Origin of the sequence: Undibacterium sp. 5I1 (assembly GCF_034314085.1) — a bacterium.
Lineage (GTDB): Bacteria > Pseudomonadota > Gammaproteobacteria > Burkholderiales > Burkholderiaceae_D > Undibacterium.
Genome location: NZ_JAVIWI010000001.1, coordinates 1,400,839 through 1,421,047, shown reverse-complemented (window position 1 = coordinate 1,421,047; position 20,209 = coordinate 1,400,839). Strand labels below are relative to the sequence as shown.

The window sequence follows — 20,209 nt, the reverse complement described above, 5'->3', positions numbered from 1 at the left end:
TCAGCGCAATAGTAAATGAACGCTCGGGGTTCGAGTTTGAAATGAAATACCTAGTGATTAATTGCAAATTTTCGGTTAATTATTCAAATCAAATAATACTCAAGATCGTTGTAGAAACTTATATATTCCCAAACAATAGAAGCGATTTTTTATTAAAAAAAAGTAATTGTTGTTTTTTCATTGAAGTATTTTTATCTTTTTACATTTCAGTACAGGCATATATGAAATTTGGGTTGATTAGAAACAACGGATAGCGCTTTCTGTGTCCCGCTCTCGATGTTAAAGAAGTGTAATTCCGGCTTGAAATGATAGGCCAACTTGACGTCCTCCCCCACCTCAGCCGTGCGGCTGCTGCTTACACAGAAAGGAAGGGGATTCCTGCTACCAGCGTCGCTCGTCCTCGACGGAGAATGTTCTTAGCTGCATTGCGATCACGATCATGCATCGTGCCGCAGTGCGGACAAGTCCATTCTCTTATTCCAAGATCTTTCAGTCCTTTCGGGCCGCTGCGTGCAAAACACACAGAACAGTCTTGGGTAGAATACGCTTCGTTGACTTCTTCAAACCATACGCCTGCGTCATCGCATTTGTAAGACAGCATGGTTCTGAATTGTGACCAGCCTGCATCCAAGACCGATTTTGCCATCTTGGTCTTCACCAGACTACTCGCATTCACGTTTCCCACGAAGATCGCACCATAGCGTCTGACTAGCTTGGTGCTGAGTTGGTGATGATGATCCTTACGCCGGTTGGCAATCTTGGCATGGATCGATTTAACCAGGCGCTTCTTCTTAGCCCGTTGTGCCATACCTAATTTGACCTCGGCGCCACGGTAATACTTCTGTGCCTCGACATTGTCCAGAACTGGATCAGAGAAACCGGCAAAGTCTTTTAATCCCAGATCGATGCCCACGTCAGCCTTACCTTCGACAGGGGCCTGCCTGGCTACTTTCACGGTGATATTGATGTACCAGCGACCTCGGGCATCCTCAGAGAGATTACCGGCACCCAATTGGTATTGTGAAAGGCCGTAGCTATCCCACAAGCACAAAGGCGTATCGATACCGGACATCCAGAGTTGACCGTTACGGTAGCTTAGTGCTGACGCTTTAAAAGGGATCCAGCCTAGTGATCGCTTGTTCCCGCGAGAGACACGCCAGCGTAGTTTAATCTTTTTGAATTGCTTACGGCGGGTGGCGTATTCTTCGGAGATCGCCTGGATAGTCTGCGAGTGAAGTGGGATACCTTCTTTGCCAGCGCCTTTGGTGAACGGGGCAAAGTCGTAACCAGAAAGCAAACGCTTCTCGCGACGCCACACTTGCTGCTGCAAGTCATTGCAGTAATTCCAGACCTGATTGGCCCACATCGCACGATCGCGCAATACGGCAGCGTGTTTGTCTTTGATACGCAAGCGGAGTACTCGCGTATTGAGAACGGGTTTATTAGGGGGCGTTGAACTATCTCTGGGCATGGAATTGCTGATGACTGTATATATAATCAGTATATCGTTTAACGACCAAAAAGCAATGAGGCTGACGCCTCCCGCGCTGATATCACCGCCCTGAAGGACCGTGTTTTACGCGCTATCTGGATAAATTTCACATTGTAAAATATGAATAGCTTTTGCTTTGGACTTCCCCTAGTTTAGTAGACGTTTCATAATGTCGAAACTAAGAAGGGGAAAATCCAAATGGGAAATAATCGTTAGTTACACAACAGAATTTAAGATAGAAGCGGTTAAGCAGATTGATGAACGTGGGCACAGCGTTGTCGATGTTTCCAAGCGATTGGGCGTTTCAGATAAGAGTCTTTATCTCTGGGTGAAGCAATACGAAACGCCATCCAATCCAGCTAGGCAATATAACGCTGATGCACTCAAGTTAGAAGTGACTCGACTTAAGGCCGAATTAAAGCGTACAACAGAGCAGCGCGACATCTTAAAAAAGGCCGCGGCAGGTTCGACCGGTCATCGCAACAGTTCTGTTTTAATGGCATATTCAAGTACAATCAACCGCCAAAAACTGGTCGGCCTGGATTATCACCTCAAGAGAAGTCAGAGTTTTGGAATCGTTAGAAATATGGGCAATCACTGAGTGAGATTGGCCGCGCTTGGTAAGCATGCCGGCTCAATTCATACCGTCCTGTCCGCTAATGGTGGAATATTACCTAGGGTACGCGTTCGAAGACCTAACGCACTCACTATTACGGAGCGCGAAGAGATCTCCCGCGATTTAGCGCAAGGGATTTCCCTACGTGCCATTGCTAATCGACTGGGGCGGTCACCCTCAACGATAAGTCGAGAGATCCAGCGAAATGGAGGGACTGATACCCGTTGAGCTACCGGCATCTGGAGGAAATGATGGAAGAGCGCGGCGTGTCGGTCGATCACTCATCAATCAACCGCTGGGCTATCCGCTTCCTGCCGCTCATCGAAAAGATGGCGCGCAGATATAAGAGCCCGGTTGGTGGCAGCTGGCGTATGGATGAGACATACATCAAGGTGAAAAGCGCTTGGAAATATCTCAACCGCACCGTGGATAAGCAGGGCATGACCGTGGACTTCTTGCTGACAGCCAAACGCGACATGGCTGCGGCAAAGCGCTTTTTTAACAGAGCGATGGGAGCGAACGGTGATCCTGACAAGGTCGCAATGGATAAGAGCGGAGCCAACAAGGCTGCCATTGATGCGATCAATATTGGCCGTGTTCAGCCTATCGTTGTGCGCCAGGTCAAGTACCTCAACAACATCGTTGAGCAGGACCACCGCGGCATCAAGCGGATAACCAAACCGATGCTTAACTTCAAATCTTTTCGATCGGCCAGCGCAGTGCTCGCTGGTATCGAGTTCATGCACAAGATTCGAAAAGGTCAGTTTAACACTGATGGTCTTGCGGACCTGTCATTTGCGCCACAATTCTATGCACTGGTAGGATAGGTCCGTCCAGCGTAAAGGTACACCCTCGTCGAGTTGGCAAGAGCTGGTCTCAGCTAAACAACGCGACAGAACCTCCCGTTTGCCGCTCAGAATCAGCCGCAATGCAATGATCGACAAAATGCTCACCAAGTGGAGTAGCAAATTTTGAGATAAACATTCTTCATCAAGAGCGACGATGAATTTCCTGCCCGGTACGTTCATGCAAAAGCCCACGGATACAACCAATCAGTAAATATAATCCGTAGAGACCACAGAGGGTCTGCAAACTCAGAATGCCTATCGCTAATAAACTCATGTTCATATCATTTTCCCTGAAAACACATTTGCTTACTAAAAGAATAGCGTAGGCGAAATTCAGCCAAAGTCTAAGGCTATTTTTTGTAGAACGCACCCAATTAACTTCGAATTCAGTTTACTCGTCGTAGCTTAGCTTAATTCGGCTAACACTCTACATCACCAGCACTGCCCTCCCCTCCCCAACAGTTTTTCTCATCGTATTCTTTCTTATTTCGCCCGTTGATATCTGCTTTTTCAATGAGATTTGCACTGTTGGGATAAGCATCCAATTCCGAAGCAATTATTCAATTTTCTCCAATTTGACAAGACTCTTTTGTATGAGACTCTAGCGTTGTTGAGGTATCGATTTCAATGGGAAATCTTTGAAATGAATGACCTCAATAGAACTAGCAGCCTCCATCTTTACATCGACCTGCCATCACTGTGCACTAGGCAATGAAGCCATCGTTGTGTTCAACGAGTTTAATTTAGGAGAAGAACCGTGCTGACATTAGCAAAACGTATTTTAGTATTTAGTTGGAAATTATTTTGTGCGATTTTTATTGGGGCATGGCAAGCATCAGAGGTCGCCCATGCGCGAGTTCAAGAGCCTGGATGGAAAGGCTTCTGGCGCTATACCCTTCGTGCCTATTTTTCACCTTTAGGGGGCGCGATAGAGGGCGTCAAGAAACAATGGAAACGAGAACTCTGAGATCTTGTTATCCGTGATTCGACAGTTAACTAATGGAGTTAAACAATGCGCATAGTCAATGGCTGGATAGAGTTTGAAGAACAAGAGCAAGCGCTCTGGGAAACTTTACTTGAACGCAAACTCGGCGCAATAACGCCGGTCTTATTACGTGAATTGGGGGAAAGTCGTGTTAGGGAGCTCGTCGATGATGGCTACCTTATTTGGGCCAGAATGGCGGCGCAACACATAAATGACATACCTTGCTCTCATCTGCAATAATTCTTTTGGGTCTCATTTGCCGTCCTAGTTCCCGCAGGGGAATGTAGGACGTCAATCATTGATACAACTACTTTTTACCAAACAGCGCTGAAATGCCCCGTCGTTCAGGGCGGGGATGTAAAGCGGGAGTCTTGCCCCCTTAAATACCCCCTGCCATACTGATTTTTTGTACAGTATTTTATCATTAATTTTCTTTTCGAAAGACCACCCTGTCCGAAGCCATGGCTACCGTCGCCGTTCCTAAAAAGCCTTCGCGCAAAGCGTTGGCCAAGGTGCGCACGGCTGCAGGACTGACAACGCGGGTGCTTCGGTTACGCCTTAAAGACAAGCACGCTAAGGACTTGCGGGCCCTGGCCAGCGAAGTGAACTTTGTCTGGAACTACGTCAACGACCTGAGCTATAAGGTGCTTCGACGGGAGCACCGGTTCCTAAGTGCGTACGACTTGAGTGCTTATACCTCCGGCGCCACCAAGGAAGGATTGTCCTTACATTCGCAGACCGTGCAAGCGGTCAACGATGAGTTCGTAACGCGTCGCAAACAGTGTAAGAAAGCCAAGTTACGCTGGCGCGTTTCCAATCCAAAGCGTTCTAACTACAGCCTGGGCTGGATACCCTTTAAAAAGAGTGCGATTACCTACCGAAACGGACAGCTACACCTGGCCGGTAAACCGCTGTCCCTATGGGACAGCTATGGACTGGGCCAGTATGAGTTGGGCGCCGGTAGCGTCTCAGAGGACGCGCGCGGCCGCTGGTACATCAACTTGACGGTCCAAGTAAAGAAAGCCACCCCGACCGAGGGCAAGGGTGCTATTGGCATTGACTTAGGGCTAAAGAACATCGTGGTAACGTCCGAAGGAGAACCCGTCGAAGCCCCTAGGTTCTACCGCAAGGAAGAGCTGAGCCTCGCCTCGGCGCAGCGCGCCGGCAAGAAGCGCCGCGTAGCGGCACTCCATGCCAAAATTAGAAATCGCAGGAAGGACTTCTTACATAAATTAAGTCGCCAGCTCGTCAATGCGTGTGGCGCAATCTTCGTGGGTAACGTGAGCGCGTCTACCCTGGCTCAGACACCGATGGCTAAATCGGTGCTGGATGCTGGGTGGTCAATGTTCCGTACGATGGTCTCCTATAAAAGCGATGACGCTGGAGGCTGGTACTTGGAAATCGACGAAGCATATTCAACCCAAACCTGTTCTGCGTGCTTCGCACGCAGCGGACCGAGAGGTCTGGAAGGTCTTGAAATAAGAGGATGGGTGTGCAGTAACTGTGGCGCGGTGCATCATCGCGATACGAATTCTGCACAGATTATTCTCGCGCGCGGACATGCGCGTCTCGCAGGAGGAATCCCCTTCCTTTCCGCTTAAGCGGCGGCCGCAGGGCCGAGGTGGGGGAGGATGTCAATCGATAGTTTAATTAATAATTTCGTTCAAGTACTACACAGTCAGTGTCAGCCTCGGCATCAATGCTTTGACTTGCAATTTCAGATGTTTATCCCATCCTGGAGAAAAAAATGAATGTTTTCATCGACACGGAATTTATCGACTTGCTGGAACCGATCCTAATCAGTATCGGCATAGTCACTGACATAGGTGAGGAATTTTACGCAGAAGTTCCCTACCCTGATGACAAGTGCACACCATTCGTCCGCGAAGCAGTATTGCCGCAATTGGGTCGGAATCCAGACTTCTATTGTGGTGTTTCAGACCTTAATATAAAACTCCTGCAATGGCTACAACGGGTCCGCAGAGAGGATGAGACGGTTTATCTTTGTTTTGATTACATAACTGACTGGGATTTATTTTTGGATTCAATACAATTCAGAATTACTCCATGGATGCAAGGAAAATTGATCAACGCAGATATTGACGAAATTGCTTTATATGAATTTTACAAAGAGACAGGCCTGTCCATGCATCACGCTTTAAATGATGCTATGGCAAACAAATTTGCTTATCGCCCAGCGATAGTGAAAGGAAATTGAGCTGAGAGGAATAAAAAGTGTTCGGAAAAACTAGTGTAGAAAATTGCCCGAGAAGGTTACCAAAAATACTTTGAGTGCGATACGTGAATTAAAAGCTAGTATGGTTTCCTCGCAAGTACATGCTCGGGTTCGAAAAAACCAATTCTGTAAAACTTAATTTGAAGGACTCGCCAACCTGGCGCGCTAAAAGGCCTCCCTGCTATTGCGGCCAATTTTGGTCCGCCGCTGACCTTATCTTCGGACACGCAAAAATATTCCGGATGCAAATAACGATTCTGATCCTGAAGGACAGACTTTATCCAAAGCTAAGCAGTTTTACAGCTTGGCCTTTTAATTTTTTTTACGACATTTCCACTTTCCCCGCAAGTTTTTACCTTGTCACGAAAAATTGTATTTTAAGTAGACGTTTCCCCATCGACAGCGGTCTCAAAAAATAGCGGAAAATAGTTATCCAAATGGAATGCTGGCGATGCCGCGTCGATGATTAAAAATTCCTTAAAGAAATTATTTACTTTTAAAATAATTCTCCACACACCAAGGATTAAAAACTTTCAAGTTTTTGTTTTGCAATCGCACATACCATTTGTGTCATTGCAGCCACCACACCAAAACGAGCAGGCGAGCGATCCGACGTGGTGCACTGCAGGAACCTTATCCCTGTACACCCCAAATCATCGGCGCCATACTAAAAAAGCACACTCGTGCAGTACCCCAAAAAAAATAGACGGAGACACCTAATGAATTATAAGAACTTGTGGGCGCGAGTGAGCGTCTTGGCAGGAGTCATCATGCTCCTGGCCAGTTGCGGCGGTAGCGGGGACAGCAATCAGGCCCCTCTTGAAGTCAAGGTGCTATCGACGCGGGCCGATATGGTCAGCGGCGGCGAAGCCTTCGTGGAAATCGTCACACCAGCTGGCGTTACCGCAACCAACCTGACGGTCGAGCTCAATGGCGCTAACATCACCAGCCAATTCGACGTGCGCGCCGACGGCCGGCGCACCGGTGTGGTAACCGGCCTTATGGTCGGTGATAACACGATCGTAGCCAAAGCTAGCAATGCCGCCCAGGCCAGCCTAGCCGTGAAGAACTTTCCGATCGGCGGACCGATCATTTCGGGTCCGCAGATTCAACCGTGGATCTGCGCTGCACCAACTGCCTCGGCAGAAACCGCTACTAGCCCGGCAATTAACGCCAGCGGCCTGTCAACGGCGGCCGTTGATGCACAATGCAATATCAAAACTGAGTACAAGCTCTGGTACAAGTCGATCATGGCCGGCTGCACCAATACGCTGCCAGACCCGGTGCCGATGACCTCTGCGGCGGCCAACAGCTGCTTCAAGCCCTATGATCCGAGCGCCGCAGCGCCGGCCGACCTTGCCACCACCACCACCGATACCGGACTTAAAGTACCGTACGTAGTGCGCGTCGAGCGCGGGACACTGAATCGCGGTATCTACGACATCGCCGTCCTGTTCGATGCTAACAAGCCATGGACGCCGTATGCACCACAGGCGGGCTGGAACGGCAAAGTACTGTACACGTTTGGCTCGAGTACCGGTCAACCCCGTCGCCAGTTCCGCTCAAACCAGACGTGGCCGACCGAAGAGGCTGCGATCTCACGAGGCTTCGCTGTAGCATTAAACAGCCTGACTGACTCGGCACTCAACTCGAACCGGGTCATGATGAGCGAAACCGTGATGATGATGAAAGAAAAAATCATCAAAAACTACGGACTGATCAAGTTCACGATCAGCAATGGCTGCTCGGGTGGCTCAATCAACCAGCTGACCAACGGCTCCATCAATCCCGGGCTCATCGACGGTATCCTGCCGACCTGTACCTACCCGGATTCGCAGACCACCGGCCTCGAAGTAGCGGACTGCCAGTTGCTCGTCAATGCGTATAACTCCTCCCAATGGAAAGGTTTAAACGCTGGCTTGCCACAAACCGTTATCGATGCGAAGAAAGCCGCTATCAATGGCCATATGGATCAGACCGGTTGTCATGCATGGTTTAACCTATTTTCTAGCAGCGACATTCCCGGTAACTACGTGCAGAAAGTCGTCGCCAACAGCAACGGTGACGTGATCCCGCTGGGCGCCTCGAAAAATAATTGTCAATTGCTGGCCAAGGATGTATACGATCCAGTCACCAATCCGACCGGCATCCGTTGCGGTAGCCAAGACGCTTCCGTTGCCATCTGGGGTAAGGCCACCGGCTCGACCCGTGCACGCGACACCCGTGACAATACTGGTATCCAGTATGGTTTGAGGGCATTCCAGTCAAATGCCATCAGCGCCGAGGAATTCGTGACCTTGAACGAAGTCATCGGTGGCACCGACGGCGACCTGAACGCCACGTCTGCCCGCAGTTCAGGCGATCCGGAAGCACTGGCCATCGCCTACAAGGCCGGGATCGTTTCCAGCGGCAAGCAGCTCGCCAAGACGGCCATCCTCGACCTACGCGGCTTCGACGACTCGATCTTGCCAGGCAACGTGCCGCCGAATAATTTAGTCAATGTCACGATCTTCGGTATCCACCATATCTGGAGGAGCTTCTCTCTGCGCGATCGTCTCGACCAGGCCAATGGCAGTCACGGCAATCTGGTGTTGTGGCGCTTCGGCACCGGCCTTGTGGCGCCTAACGCTTCCGGTCTAACGCTTGCGGCATTCCTCGAGATGGATAAGTGGATGACGGCGGTCAAGGCCGACACCAGTTCAAAGACGATCGACCAAAAGATCCTCGCTGCCAAACCTGCTACCACGGTAGACTTCTGCTACCTCAGCAGTGATACTGGCTTCACAAACAAGGTGACCGACGCGGCGGTCTGTAATGCCGACAAGTTCCTCGCCACTCACTCTTCGCCACGCCAGGTCGCGGGCGGTTCGGTATCGGAAAACATCCTGAAGTGCCAACTCAAGCCACTCGACACCGCCGACTATGCACCGGCAACTGTTAGCGCGACGCAACTAGGACGCCTCAAGACCGTGTTCGCCTCGGGGGTGTGTGACTGGAGCAAGCCGGGCGTTGGCCAGCAGGATGCAGTCAGTCCTCTGACCTTCGCCACGACGCCGGGCGGCGCTCCGATTCCTGCGGCACCGGTGTCGAAGCCCCTGTAAGCGAGGCCACTATCGCACATGTTCCCGCCCACCCTACGGTGGATGCCACCCGATAGTAGAAATCAAAACACCCTTCTCGCAGGGTGTTTTTTTGGCCGAACGGTTTCTCGAATTGATGGACGGTATCGACTAGCAATCAATCGAGACTCTGATATTGTTGCATCCTAGCCGGCAGCTCATTCAATTCGTACCCACCGAACAGGGTTCTTTCTTAATAGCGAACCCAAGGCGGCGTTCGCTCTTCTTTAAACAGAGTAGATATTTTCCCAACGCTTGACGTCCTCCCCCCACCTCAGCCGTTCGGCTGCTGCTTACACAAAAAGGAAGGGGATTCCTGCTACCAGCGTCTTACGTCTGCTACTGAGAATATTCTTGTCCGCATTACGATCACGATCATGTGTCGTGCCGCACTGCGGACAAGCCCGCACTGAATATTATCGTTCGCATATTTGCATCGACATATAGCCTCTTTCGGCACCGATTCCCGTCTACACGCTAACTAAACATCCAGACGGCCCGACTTTGAACATTATTTTTGACGTCCTCCCCCACCTCAGCCTTGCGTCTGCTGCTCACACAGAAAGGAAGGGGATTCCTGCTACCAGCGTCGCTCGTCCTCGATGGAGAATGTTCTTAGCTGCATTGCGATCACGATCATTGTAGTGGTCAAGTATTTTGAGACACCAAGATAGGTTGTTTTTGATCTGCCATTTTTTGTTCATAAGCATTGGGAGGCAGATTTCCCAATGTGGAGTGCAATCGGACGTTGTTGTAGAAGGCGACGATATAGTCTGCAATATCTTTCATCGCCTCAGCGTGATTGGCATAGTCCTGACGCCATACGCGCTCCATTTTCAGGTTCAAAAAGAAACGCTCCATCACTGCATTATCCCAACAGTTTCCCTTGCGGCTCATGCTGCAACGTAAGCCATTTTTCGCCAGCAGTTGTTGATAGGCTTCACTGGCATATTGACTACCCCTATCCGAATGGACAATCATGCCCTTGGCTGGTTTGCGTTGCATCATCGCCATTTGCAATGCCGCACACACCAGCTCTGCCTCCATGTTGGGAGCCATTGCCCAACCAACGATTTTGCGGGAATACAAATCCAGCACCGCTGCCAGATACAGCCAGCCACTGCGCGTGCGGATATAGGTCATATCTGCTACCCAGGCAGCATTTGGCTGTGCCGGTTCAAATTGTCGGTTCAGAATATTCTCGGCAACAGGTAAATCATGTTTGCTGTCAGTCGTGTGGATAAATTTCCGCTTCCATACCGGCGTGATGTTATGTTGATTCATCAAGCTGCGCACACGATAACGTCCCACTTGCCAGCCTTGGTGTCTCAGGCTGGTTTGCAGGCGCCGGCTGCCATAAGTACTGCCGCTGGCAGTAAAACTCGCTTGCAAATGAACGCTGATGCCGCAGACCGTTGCCGGACGTTTCTGCCGTTGTTGCGCTGCATAGAATCCTGAACGGGAAACGGCCAATACGCGACATGCCTGCAGCGCTGGTATAGCCTCCTTTTGCAACTGTTGAACCAGCCGGTAGTTCATTTCAGTTCCCGGGCAAAGAAGGCCGAGGCTTTTTTTAAAATATCGACATCCATGCGCAGCTGGCGGTTTTGGGCTTCTAACTCGCGGATGCGGATCTGCTCGGCGGTGAGTGGCCTACCAACTCCAGGCAGTCCGCTTTGTTCCGCACGCACCTGGCTGAGCCAGCGACGTACAGCGGTCTCGCCTAACTTCATATCTTTGCAGACTTGCGATACGCTCAAGCCTTGATCATGAATCATGCGGACAACTTGCAGTTTAAAATTGGTGTCAAATGTTCTTCTTTGCTTTGTCATTTCTTTCCTCGATAGGTGAATTATCCACCTATCTTGGTGTCCGTTTTTATTAGACCACTACACATGCATCGTGCCGCAGTGCGGACAAGTCCATTCTCTTATTCCAAGATCTTTCAGTCCTTTCGGGCCGCTGCGTGCAAAACACGCAGAACAGTCTTGGGTAGAATACGCTTCGTTGACTTCTTCATGTCAATCAGCGCGGGAAATTTTCCACTTTTTGTAAAATTCAGAACTATGGAAATATTTAACAATTCAGACACGACGGCCCTCTTGACAGATATATCCGGAAAACTCGCGTGCTGACACATGGTAAAAGTATGACGCTGTTTGACTGCCAGGAATATTCTCCGTCGTGGACGTGCGACGCTGGTAGCAGGAATCCCCTTCCTTTCTGTAAGCAGCAGCAGCACGGCTGAGGTGGGGGAGGACGTCAATTATAAAAGCTATGCGAATAAATCAAAATTAGGATTAGCCGTTGCATCCACGCCTGCCGCCTTCTTCATTACAACTGATTTCTTAGGCTTGGGAGCGGGTGCTGCGGCCATCAACTCAGGATCGAATCCCTGCAAAAATGTTCTTGCAAATTCAGGATCAGTGCACCCAAGCCAATCGTCGTATTCACTTCGCGGTATGATCACAAGTTGTCGCTTTTCTTCCCCGTTTTTATGGAATCGCTTCATCAACGAATGCTCATCTGCGTTGATCGTCAGTTGGGTGAATGCATAGGCGGTGGTGCCATCCGTTTCTTCCCATTCCCGGTAGATACCAGCGACCGCAAACGCTGACTCGTCCCTCATGCCTAAGGACCAGCGTATATGTTCGCCCGCCTCATAATTTGGCTCGAAGAATCGCTTCATTGGTACCAAACAAAATTGGCAGGTTTTCCAATATTGCCTATAGGTCCTCAGAGATCCGACCGTGTCCGATCGTGCATTCATTGTAGAAAGTTGAAGTCCTGGCGGCATAAATCGTTTGGGAATCATCCCGTAGTTTGCAACGAGACCTTGACGTACTGTGCCAGTCCCTTTGATGATGATAGGCCCCAAATAATCACGATAGAGTTCTTCGTTCCATTCTACATTTTGATCAAAGACCGTATTGAATTCATTTGCTAGAGTTTGTTTTGAGACCGTTACATAGTTGACGCACACGATAGTACTTTCATTGTTAATACAAAGTGAATGCTGCCGTTATGTAAAAACGTAGCCAATTTTCATCGTATATTCGTCCATCATTTTTTTAAACCTCAGTAAACTCCACCCCATCCAATTATTAAATTGAGCGGTTGCGCGGCAAACCACGCCCTTCAGGGCGGGGTCAAGAGCGCGGACGGCGAAGCCGTCCGGTTTGGTGCTTCTAGTGTGGTGTCTGCTGCTATTCGATGTACTGCCGGATAACGGCAATGGGTGCGCCGCCGCAGCTACCGGCAAAGTAGGAAGGCGACCATAGCGCGCCCCCCATAGCTTCTTGCGGATGCTCGGGTAGTTCTTCTTTCGAATCATGCGGCTGGAAACGCCTTTCAAGCTATTAACCAATTTTGACACTGCCACTTTAGGCGGGTAATTCACTAAGAGGTGAACGTGATCGTCCTCACCGTCGAACTCTACCAGTTCCGATTCAAAGTCATTGCAGACGCTGGAAAATATTGGGCGCAGGTCGTCAAGAATCTCTTTTGTGAATACCCCGCGACGGTATTTCGTCACAAAGACCAGATGCACATGCATCATAAATACACAGTGTCTTCCATTCCTAATATCGTTGTTGTCTTCGCTCATAGACCAGACTATGATCTAACGATGCAAAGACTTCAAGCCTTTAAATACGCACTGATGCCAAACGGCGAACAGCAGCGCGATATGCGTCGCTTCGCCGGGTCGTGTAGGTTTGTCTATAACATGTTGGCGCGCACTCAATATTGACCAGATAAACGCAGTTATACGCACTGAATATTGACCAGGTAAATTAACCTATCCTTGCAGTTTTGACTGCGAGGGAATTCAAGGTGATTACCATGGGAATGTACTCTAAGGTCAGGCGGCTGTTCTACCGAGAACGGCTATCCATTAGCGAAATTCAGCGACGAACCAGCCTGTCGCGCAATACCATCAAGAAGTGGCTTAAAGAAGCCGAAGGGACTGAGCCGAAGTATGCCCGGCCTCCGACTGTCAGTAAAATAGCTCCCTTTGCATCCCTCATTCAGTTAGCGCTACAAACCGACAGCCATCGACCTAAAAAAGAACGTCGTACTGCGCTTATGCTATTTAAGGAACTCCAGCAAGCAGGGTTCACCGGTAGCTACTCGGGTGTCAACCGTTACATTTACGCCTGGCGTGACCAAGCTGCCAAAGTCACTGGTAAATCTGCCTTCGTTCCACTGAAGTTTCAACTCGGCGAAGCATTCCAGTTTGACTGGAGTGAGGAGCTGCTTGTCATTGGTGGCATTCATCGCAAAATCCTTGTAGCACACACTAAGCTGTGCGCCAGCCGTGCCTTTTGGCTGGTGGCTTATCCGACGCAAAGCCACGAAATGCTCTTCGATGCCCATACTCGCGCCTTTACTGCCATGGGTGGTATTGCACGGCGCGGTATCTATGACAACATGAAGACCGCTGTCGATAAAGTCATGAAAGGCAAAGGTCGTATCGTCAATGCACGCTTCTTTGCAATGACAGCCCATTACTTGTTTGACCCCGACTTCTGCAATGTGGCGTCTGGCTGGGAGAAAGGTATTGTTGAGAAGAACGTCCAGGATAGTCGCCGTCGTATCTGGAACGACGCCAGACAGGAACGCTTCGGCAGCTTTGCGGAACTCAATGCATGGCTGGCGGTACGCTGCAAGTTACTCTGGAGTGAATGCCGCCATCCGGATTACCCTGAGTTGACCGTCGCCGACGTGCTGGAACATGAGCAAGCCCAACTCATGCCGATGCCAACACCCTTCGATGGCTATGTCGAACTCGTAGCACGGGTTTCTTCTACTTGCTTAGTTCATGTCCACCGTAATCGTTATTCAGTACCGTGCTATTTGGCCAATCACATGGTCAGTGTTCATCTGTATTCAGAACAGATTGCCGTCTACGCTGAGAATGAGAGGGTTGCATGTCATCTACGACTATTTGGACGTGATCAGACCAGCTATGACTGGCAGCATTACATCCTTCTGGCAGAAAGAAAGCCCGGTGTCTTACGAAACGGTGCACCCTTTGCATTGATGCCGGCGCCTTTAATCAAATTGCAAACCACCTTGCTACGCCGTGCCGGTGGTGATCGCGTCATGGCTCAAGTGTTAGCGGCTATCCCGCACCATGGCCTTGATACCGTCATTGTGGCAGTAGAACTAGTGCTGGAGTCCGGTGCAACCAGTGTTGAACACATCACTAACGTATTGGTGCGATTAAGTCAGGGCGATCGTCCTGACCCCGTCGCCACAAGCTTGCAATTAATCGAAGAGCCGGTAGCCGATGCAAGTCGCTACGACAGCTTACATCAGGAGAATCAGCATGTTTAACATCATCAGTGAACTTAAATCACTCAAGTTATATGGAATGGCAACTGCCTATACCGATTTAACAGCACAGAGTACCGCGTCCGTGAGTACATCGGAATGGCTCATTCAACACTTGTTAGAAGCGGAATCGACGGATCGAGCGATGCGTTCGATCCGTTATCAGTTGCACGTTGCCAAATTTCCGATTCATCGCCACCTAGCTGATTTCGATTTTAGCCAATCCAAAGTAGACCAAAAGCTGATCGAACAGTTGGCCACGTTAGCCTTCACAGAGGCTGCGCACAACGTGGTGCTGATTGGTGGCACTGGCACAGGTAAAAGCCATCTGGCAACAGCACTGGCGGTCTCCGGTATTACGCAACACGGAAAGCGAGTGCGCTTCTTCTCAACGATTGAACTGGTGAATGCCTTGGAATTAGAAAAGGCAGCAGGCAAACAAGGACGCATGGCCCTAAGCCTTATGCAGATGGATTTGGTGATCTTAGATGAGTTAGGTTACCTGCCATTCTCACAGGTGGGTGGTGCGTTACTGTTCCATTTACTGTCTAAACTCTACGAACGAACCAGCGTCGTCATCACGACCAACCTGACATTCTCTGAGTGGAGCAACGTCTTTGGCGATGCAAAACTGACGACTGCGTTACTGGACCGACTGACACACCATTGCCATATTATTGAAACAGGTAATGATTCCTATCGTTTCAAACATAGCAGTGCCACAGCAAAAATGCGGATTAAATCAAGAGAAAGAAGCCGGGAATTAAACAAGCCTGAGACTGAGATATCAGCAGAACCTGGTGAAGTCTCTGGGCAGGAGTTTTAGTGCTTAAGTGGCTAAATTGAGTTCAACAAATGGAGAAAACAATGCACACATAATTGATCGACAAACCTGAAACAAACTTGTATGCTCAGCAACTAAGCGCCTGGTCAATATTCAATGCGCGCAGCTGGTCAATATTGAGTGCGCGCCAACAGTCCTACAGTTTCTGTCCCATTGCTGAAACCTCGACAAATTTTTCGGTTCTAATGGAATGGACGCCCTCTTTCAAACGGCATCGATGTGCCAAAATGGGAGCGGCAACACCCCCTAAATGAAAGGGTTCCGTCGCATTAACTTTTAAAAAGACGAGGTTAAGCGGTTACGACTTTTTATATTATCGTTGGACGGACTACACCTGCCAATGCATAAAACTGGTCTGCAAATGACATGTACTGGTTCCGTCGCATTAACTTTTAAAAGGCGAAATCGGTTATGCTCAGCACCTTTTTTAAAATTGGTGGTGCGCCATGCTTGATACGAAACGAATGCGATTTCCATTAGAAATTATAGCCGTCTGTATTCGTTGGTATGCAGCTTACCCACTCAGCTACCGCCATCTCGAAGAGATGATGCAAGAACGTGGCGCCTTTGTTGACCATTCCTCCATCAACCGCTGGGCAATCCGGTTTCTGCCTTTGATCGAAAAAACATTCAGAAAATATAAACGCCCTGTTGGTAGCAGCTGGAGAATGGATGAAACCTATATCAAGATCAATGGACAATGGAAATACTTGTATCGTGCCGTCGACAAAGAAGGACAAACCGTCGATTTTCTTTTAACTGCTAAACGCGATAAAACTGCTGCCATGCGCTTCTTCGACAAAGCCATGCTTCTCAATGGCTTACCAGGAAAGATCGCCATGGATAAGATCGGTGCAAATAAAGCAGCGATTGATCAGATCATCGAAGACAAGGGACTGAGCGTTATTGTAAGGCAAGTAAAATATCTTAATAATATGGTTGAGCAAGATCTTCGTGGGATCAAGCGTGTGACACGTCCGATGCTTGGGTTCAAGTCCTTTCGTGCAGCCAGAAATATTCTGGCGGGAATTGAGGTTCTGTCGCAATAAGCCGTCTCTGTTAGACTGCCGATCCGACAAAATTTGTGATTCATGTAATGATAGACGAGCTACGCAAGGTACTCAAACGAATGCATTATCCGCTTGAAGTAATGCTGACCTGCGTGCGCTGGTACGCAGCCTACCCGCTGAGTCTTCGCCATATCGAAGAAATGATGGCGGAGCGTGGTGTATTCGTTGATCATTCAACGGTCAGCCGCTGGGCGATTCGACTTCTGCCGTTACTGGAAAAGATATTCAGAAAGCACAAGCACCCGGTCGGTGGAAGCTGGCGGATGGACGAGACTTATATCAAGGTCAAAGGCGCCTGGAAATACCTCTATCGTGCAGTGGACAAGGAAGGCAAGACGATTGATTTTCTCTTGACCGCCAAGCGGGACAAGGCAGCAGCCAGACGGTTTTTCGACAAAGCCATGGAGGCGAACGGCACACCTGCAAAAGTCACGATGGACAAGCGCGGCGCCAACAAAGCGGCGATTGACGAGATCAACGCTTCCATGGAAATACCTATGGTGGTACGTCAGATCAAGTACCTCAATAATATCGTGGAACAAGACCATCGTGCAGTGAAACGGATAACAAAACCAATGCTTGTATTCAAATCGTTCCGATTAGCCAAAAGCATCCTGGTTGGTATCGAACTCATGCACATTATTCGCAAGGGTCAACTCATGATGGAAGGTGCAGATGATCTGTCTTTTGCCGACCAATTTTATGCTTTGGCAGGAAAAATCCGCTCTGTTTAATGATAGGCGGAATCCGTCTGCCAAGACTCCGTCTTGGGTTCGCTATTGCGATAGAACCTGGCAACTTATCTTTGATTTCTTTGCTATGCTAAACGACGCTTTAATTATGATTTTTATCTATCAGCATTTTGCCTAAGGGACATCAATTGTTTGACAATAATCTACGAACTCGTAGCTTTGCTCAGGAATCTATACACCAAGCTCCAATTTCGCTATTTGCCACGGAAGATCAGGTCGCCAATCTGGAACTAAGATTCCTATCGGAGAATGTCGAAGAGCGAATCTTCGTATCAGTCGAATTGGCTTGGCACCTACGTCAACGCGCACCTGCCCGCGCATTGGCACTTGTAGAGCAAGTCCACGATACGTTATCGTCAATAAATATCAGCCCAAAATTAAGTCAACAAATATCAGCCCGTACACTTTTAATACGAGGTGAAATCTTTTGGCTAAATGGTGAAATTGAAGAGAGCGAGAGACTGGCTAATCTGGCTTTGCAGTCGTCTGTCGACTCGGGCGACGCCGCTGCTGAATCTGATGCCTTTCATTTACTGGCATGGATTTCTGAGGATTTAGGCAATTTCCCACAACGTGACTACCAAATACAAAGCATGGAGAGTGCAGCGTCCTTGTGTGATGTTACCCGGGTCGAAGTGGGTCAAGCTTGGAGAGCTAGTTTTGATGCACTTACTGACGTTGACGCCAGCATCATGAAATGGAAGGCCTATTTCCAACCTGATTCAGAAAAAAAAGATTCAACTTCCAAATCTTCCATTACCCAATTTTTGGGTTTGGTCGCCTCATTTAAATGCGATTTTGTTCAGAGCATCAAATATTGTGTGGATGCTTACCATGATGCTCTATATACGGGTCAAATTCGCAGAGCTGTTTTTGTTGCAGGCAGTATTAGCGATTGCTATGTCAATCTCAACGATTACAGCGCATCTCTGGAATGGCTGCAACGATGTATGGATCTATCTCGGGATAAAGGCTGGCCTATTTGCTTAGGAAGAAGTTTATTTCTTGTCGCAGCATCTATGCGCAGACTCCGCCGTTATGACCATGCTTATACTTTGATTCAAGAATCTCTCAGCCTAATATCGCGAATGCCCAACTCACGGCAATATGCGATTGCCTTGCGCTATCTGGGGGATATTGAATTAGATCGCCAGCAGTTTTCAAATGCACTACCTATTTTTGAGCAACTTGAACAACGCGCAATCGCTCTCAACGCTGCGGACCTGCATTGCGTTTCCAAACGAGGTCAAGCGCAAGCGTTGCTTCATCTAAACCGCCAAAGCGATGCGGTAATCGCTGCGAATGCTGCACTAAAGATCGCTAAGTCAAATGCTATGTATCAGATAGCAGCACTACGTGTACTGGCCGACTTGTATCAAAAATTTCCCGCAGAACTATTTCAGGAAAGTGAACCTCATAAAACACCGCTCGACTTTTTGAAACGGGCGCTGTCGCTAGCCGAATCCATACAAAACTATTTTGTCCCAAGCGATCTGCTGGATTCAATTGCGTCTGAATATGCGAATATTGGTGATTATGCTGAAGCATATCGAATCAGTAAAAGTGCGAGTATTAACCGAGACAAAATCTATTCAAGCGAAGTGACCAATCGCGCCAGCGCCATGGAAATTAGTCACCAAACGGAGAAAATACGTGTGGAGGCGGAGTTTCAGAGTCAGCTTGCTAAAGCGGAGGCAGAAAAAATAAATGTATTATTAATTGCAAACGCTACGCTGGAACATTTAGCTAAAATTGGTAGAGAAATCATTGGGAATCTGAATGCAGATGCGGTGTTCTCTTGTCTCGATTTGCATCTGAGAAATCTCGTTGATTCAACCAACCTGCATGTCTACCAGTTAAAAGAGAGCGGCAATGTTTTGAGATTGGTATTTGGTCAGGACAGCCAGAATAAGCCATTAGTTGCTGAAATTCTGCTGAATGACCAAACGAATCCGATTGCACTCTATGCTCAGGCTCGGCAAGTGCATTTCGACGCACGAGACTCCGCAGAGACCCATACGGTAAATAACCGCTTAGATCGCACTCAATTGATGTCCGCACTTCAAATCAATGAGCGACTACTAGGCATAATGGTTATTCAATCGACTGGTGGACATGTCTTTAGTGAACGCGAGTGCGCTATCGTTGAAACGCTCTGCGCTTATGGCTCTATTGCAATGGCAAACGCGGAGGTTCAAGAGAAGCTACTTGAGAAAAATCAATTATTGGAACAACTTGCGGTTAAAGACAGGCTAACTGGCCTCTTCAATCGACTAAAACTTGACCAAATACTTGAAGATGAATTGGTAAGAAGCCGGCGATATGCAAGCATTTTCTCAGTTGTTCTCTTAGACGTGGATCACTTTAAAAGCGTGAACGATAACTTCGGACATCCGGTTGGTGACCAGGTGTTGAAGGAGATGTCCAACATTTTGGAACAAAGCACTCGTGAAGTCGATATTGTCGGTCGTTGGGGTGGTGAGGAATTTATGATTATTTGTCCCGACACGGATATTGAAGGGGCTTATAAATTAGCGGAAAAACTGCGTCTAGAAATCGCCTCACACCTTTTTCAAATTGTTGGAACTAAGACGGCAAGTTTTGGTGTTGCTGGCTCCAACAAAAACGATACTCCCCAAAGTTTACTCACCCGAGTTGATGAAGCGCTTTATCGGAGTAAGAAAATGGGTAGAAATCGTGTCGAGCAATTCGGCTAATCTTTTTAGATGTCAATCAGCATCGCAAATTTTTCAGTTTTGGCTAAATTCAGCATACTGGAAAAAGTTCGCAATCCCGACACGACGCGTACTAGTACCGGCCCAAATGAGAGATGAAAGCGCTGACAAGTGATAAATGCAAGACACTGATTGACAGCGAGATCGACTCATTTTTAAAAGCAGTGCATTTTCA

General features: G+C 48.6%; 12 protein-coding genes and 7 pseudogenes. 14 read left to right on the top strand and 5 right to left on the bottom strand.

The window, feature by feature from the left end; translation table 11 throughout:
• Positions 1 to 355 precede the first annotated feature (355 nt).
• On the bottom strand, positions 356 to 1,471 hold the full coding sequence (locus tag RGU72_RS06390) for a transposase (protein ID WP_322118932.1): 1,116 nt from the start codon (positions 1,469 to 1,471) through the stop codon (positions 356 to 358).
• Between the two features lie 190 nt (positions 1,472 to 1,661).
• Between RGU72_RS06390 and RGU72_RS06385 the strand changes: the two are divergent.
• From RGU72_RS06385 to RGU72_RS06350, 8 genes and pseudogenes are all read left to right on the top strand, one after another.
• Positions 1,662 to 1,946: pseudogene (locus tag RGU72_RS06385) on the top strand (transposase); the annotation flags it as partial.
• A gap of 249 nt (positions 1,947 to 2,195) precedes the next feature.
• A pseudogene (locus tag RGU72_RS06380) lies at positions 2,196 to 2,324 on the top strand (helix-turn-helix domain-containing protein); the annotation flags it as partial.
• Between the two features lie 2 nt (positions 2,325 to 2,326).
• Positions 2,327 to 2,935: pseudogene (locus RGU72_RS06375) on the top strand (IS6 family transposase); the annotation flags it as partial.
• 778 nt (positions 2,936 to 3,713) lie between these two features.
• Positions 3,714 to 3,923 carry a hypothetical protein gene (locus RGU72_RS06370; RefSeq protein ID WP_322118931.1) on the top strand — a complete coding sequence of 70 codons (210 nt, stop codon included), beginning with the start codon at positions 3,714 to 3,716 and terminating at the stop codon, positions 3,921 to 3,923.
• A 45-nt stretch (positions 3,924 to 3,968) separates the two neighbouring features.
• Positions 3,969 to 4,181: a hypothetical protein gene (locus RGU72_RS06365; protein ID WP_322118930.1), complete on the top strand. Its 213-nt coding sequence runs from the start codon at positions 3,969 to 3,971 to the stop codon at positions 4,179 to 4,181.
• A 221-nt stretch (positions 4,182 to 4,402) separates the two neighbouring features.
• Positions 4,403 to 5,542 carry a transposase gene (locus RGU72_RS06360; RefSeq protein WP_322118929.1) on the top strand — a complete coding sequence of 380 codons (1,140 nt, stop codon included), beginning with the start codon at positions 4,403 to 4,405 and terminating at the stop codon, positions 5,540 to 5,542.
• Positions 5,543 to 5,688: 146 nt separating this feature from the next.
• Positions 5,689 to 6,159 carry a hypothetical protein gene (locus tag RGU72_RS06355; RefSeq protein ID WP_322118928.1) on the top strand — a complete coding sequence of 157 codons (471 nt, stop codon included), beginning with the start codon at positions 5,689 to 5,691 and terminating at the stop codon, positions 6,157 to 6,159.
• Between the two features lie 788 nt (positions 6,160 to 6,947).
• Positions 6,948 to 9,278: a DUF6351 family protein gene (locus RGU72_RS06350; protein WP_322118927.1), complete on the top strand. Its 2,331-nt coding sequence runs from the start codon at positions 6,948 to 6,950 to the stop codon at positions 9,276 to 9,278.
• A 666-nt stretch (positions 9,279 to 9,944) separates the two neighbouring features.
• Here the strand turns inward: RGU72_RS06350 and RGU72_RS06345 are convergent.
• From RGU72_RS06345 to tnpA, 4 genes and pseudogenes are all read right to left on the bottom strand, one after another.
• Positions 9,945 to 11,128, bottom strand: a protein-coding gene (locus RGU72_RS06345) for an IS3 family transposase (RefSeq protein ID WP_322118926.1) whose coding sequence is annotated in 2 segments (ribosomal slippage) — positions 9,945 to 10,861 and positions 10,861 to 11,128 — 1,185 coding nt in all. Because the reading frame shifts where the segments join, the coding sequence is not laid out codon by codon here.
• Positions 11,129 to 11,185: 57 nt separating this feature from the next.
• Positions 11,186 to 11,302: pseudogene (locus tag RGU72_RS06340) on the bottom strand (RNA-guided endonuclease TnpB family protein); the annotation flags it as partial.
• A gap of 269 nt (positions 11,303 to 11,571) precedes the next feature.
• A complete protein-coding gene (locus RGU72_RS06335) occupies positions 11,572 to 12,279 on the bottom strand; it encodes an SOS response-associated peptidase family protein (RefSeq protein ID WP_322118925.1) in 708 nt (235 codons plus the stop codon).
• A 223-nt stretch (positions 12,280 to 12,502) separates the two neighbouring features.
• Positions 12,503 to 12,903 (bottom strand): annotated as a pseudogene (gene tnpA / locus RGU72_RS06330) (IS200/IS605 family transposase).
• Between the two features lie 21 nt (positions 12,904 to 12,924).
• On the opposite strand from tnpA, the pseudogene RGU72_RS21395 reads away from it, so the two are divergent.
• The 6 genes and pseudogenes from RGU72_RS21395 to RGU72_RS06300 form a co-directional block, all read left to right on the top strand.
• Positions 12,925 to 13,023, top strand: a pseudogene (locus RGU72_RS21395) (helix-turn-helix domain-containing protein); the annotation flags it as partial.
• 116 nt (positions 13,024 to 13,139) lie between these two features.
• Entirely contained in the window at positions 13,140 to 14,636 is a 1,497-nt protein-coding gene (istA, locus tag RGU72_RS06320) for an IS21 family transposase (RefSeq protein ID WP_322118258.1), read from the top strand.
• Complete coding sequence (istB, locus tag RGU72_RS06315) at positions 14,629 to 15,459, top strand: IS21-like element helper ATPase IstB (RefSeq protein ID WP_322118259.1); 831 nt, start codon at positions 14,629 to 14,631, stop codon at positions 15,457 to 15,459. The genes istA and istB overlap by 8 nt, the downstream gene beginning before the upstream one ends.
• 464 nt (positions 15,460 to 15,923) lie before the next feature.
• A pseudogene (locus RGU72_RS06310) lies at positions 15,924 to 16,517 on the top strand (IS6 family transposase); the annotation flags it as partial.
• A gap of 56 nt (positions 16,518 to 16,573) precedes the next feature.
• Complete coding sequence (locus RGU72_RS06305) at positions 16,574 to 17,281, top strand: IS6 family transposase (RefSeq protein ID WP_322118923.1); 708 nt, start codon at positions 16,574 to 16,576, stop codon at positions 17,279 to 17,281.
• A 146-nt stretch (positions 17,282 to 17,427) separates the two neighbouring features.
• Positions 17,428 to 20,016, top strand: coding sequence for a GGDEF domain-containing protein (locus tag RGU72_RS06300; RefSeq protein ID WP_322118922.1), 2,589 nt, complete (start codon positions 17,428 to 17,430; stop codon positions 20,014 to 20,016).
• Positions 20,017 to 20,209 lie beyond the last annotated feature (193 nt).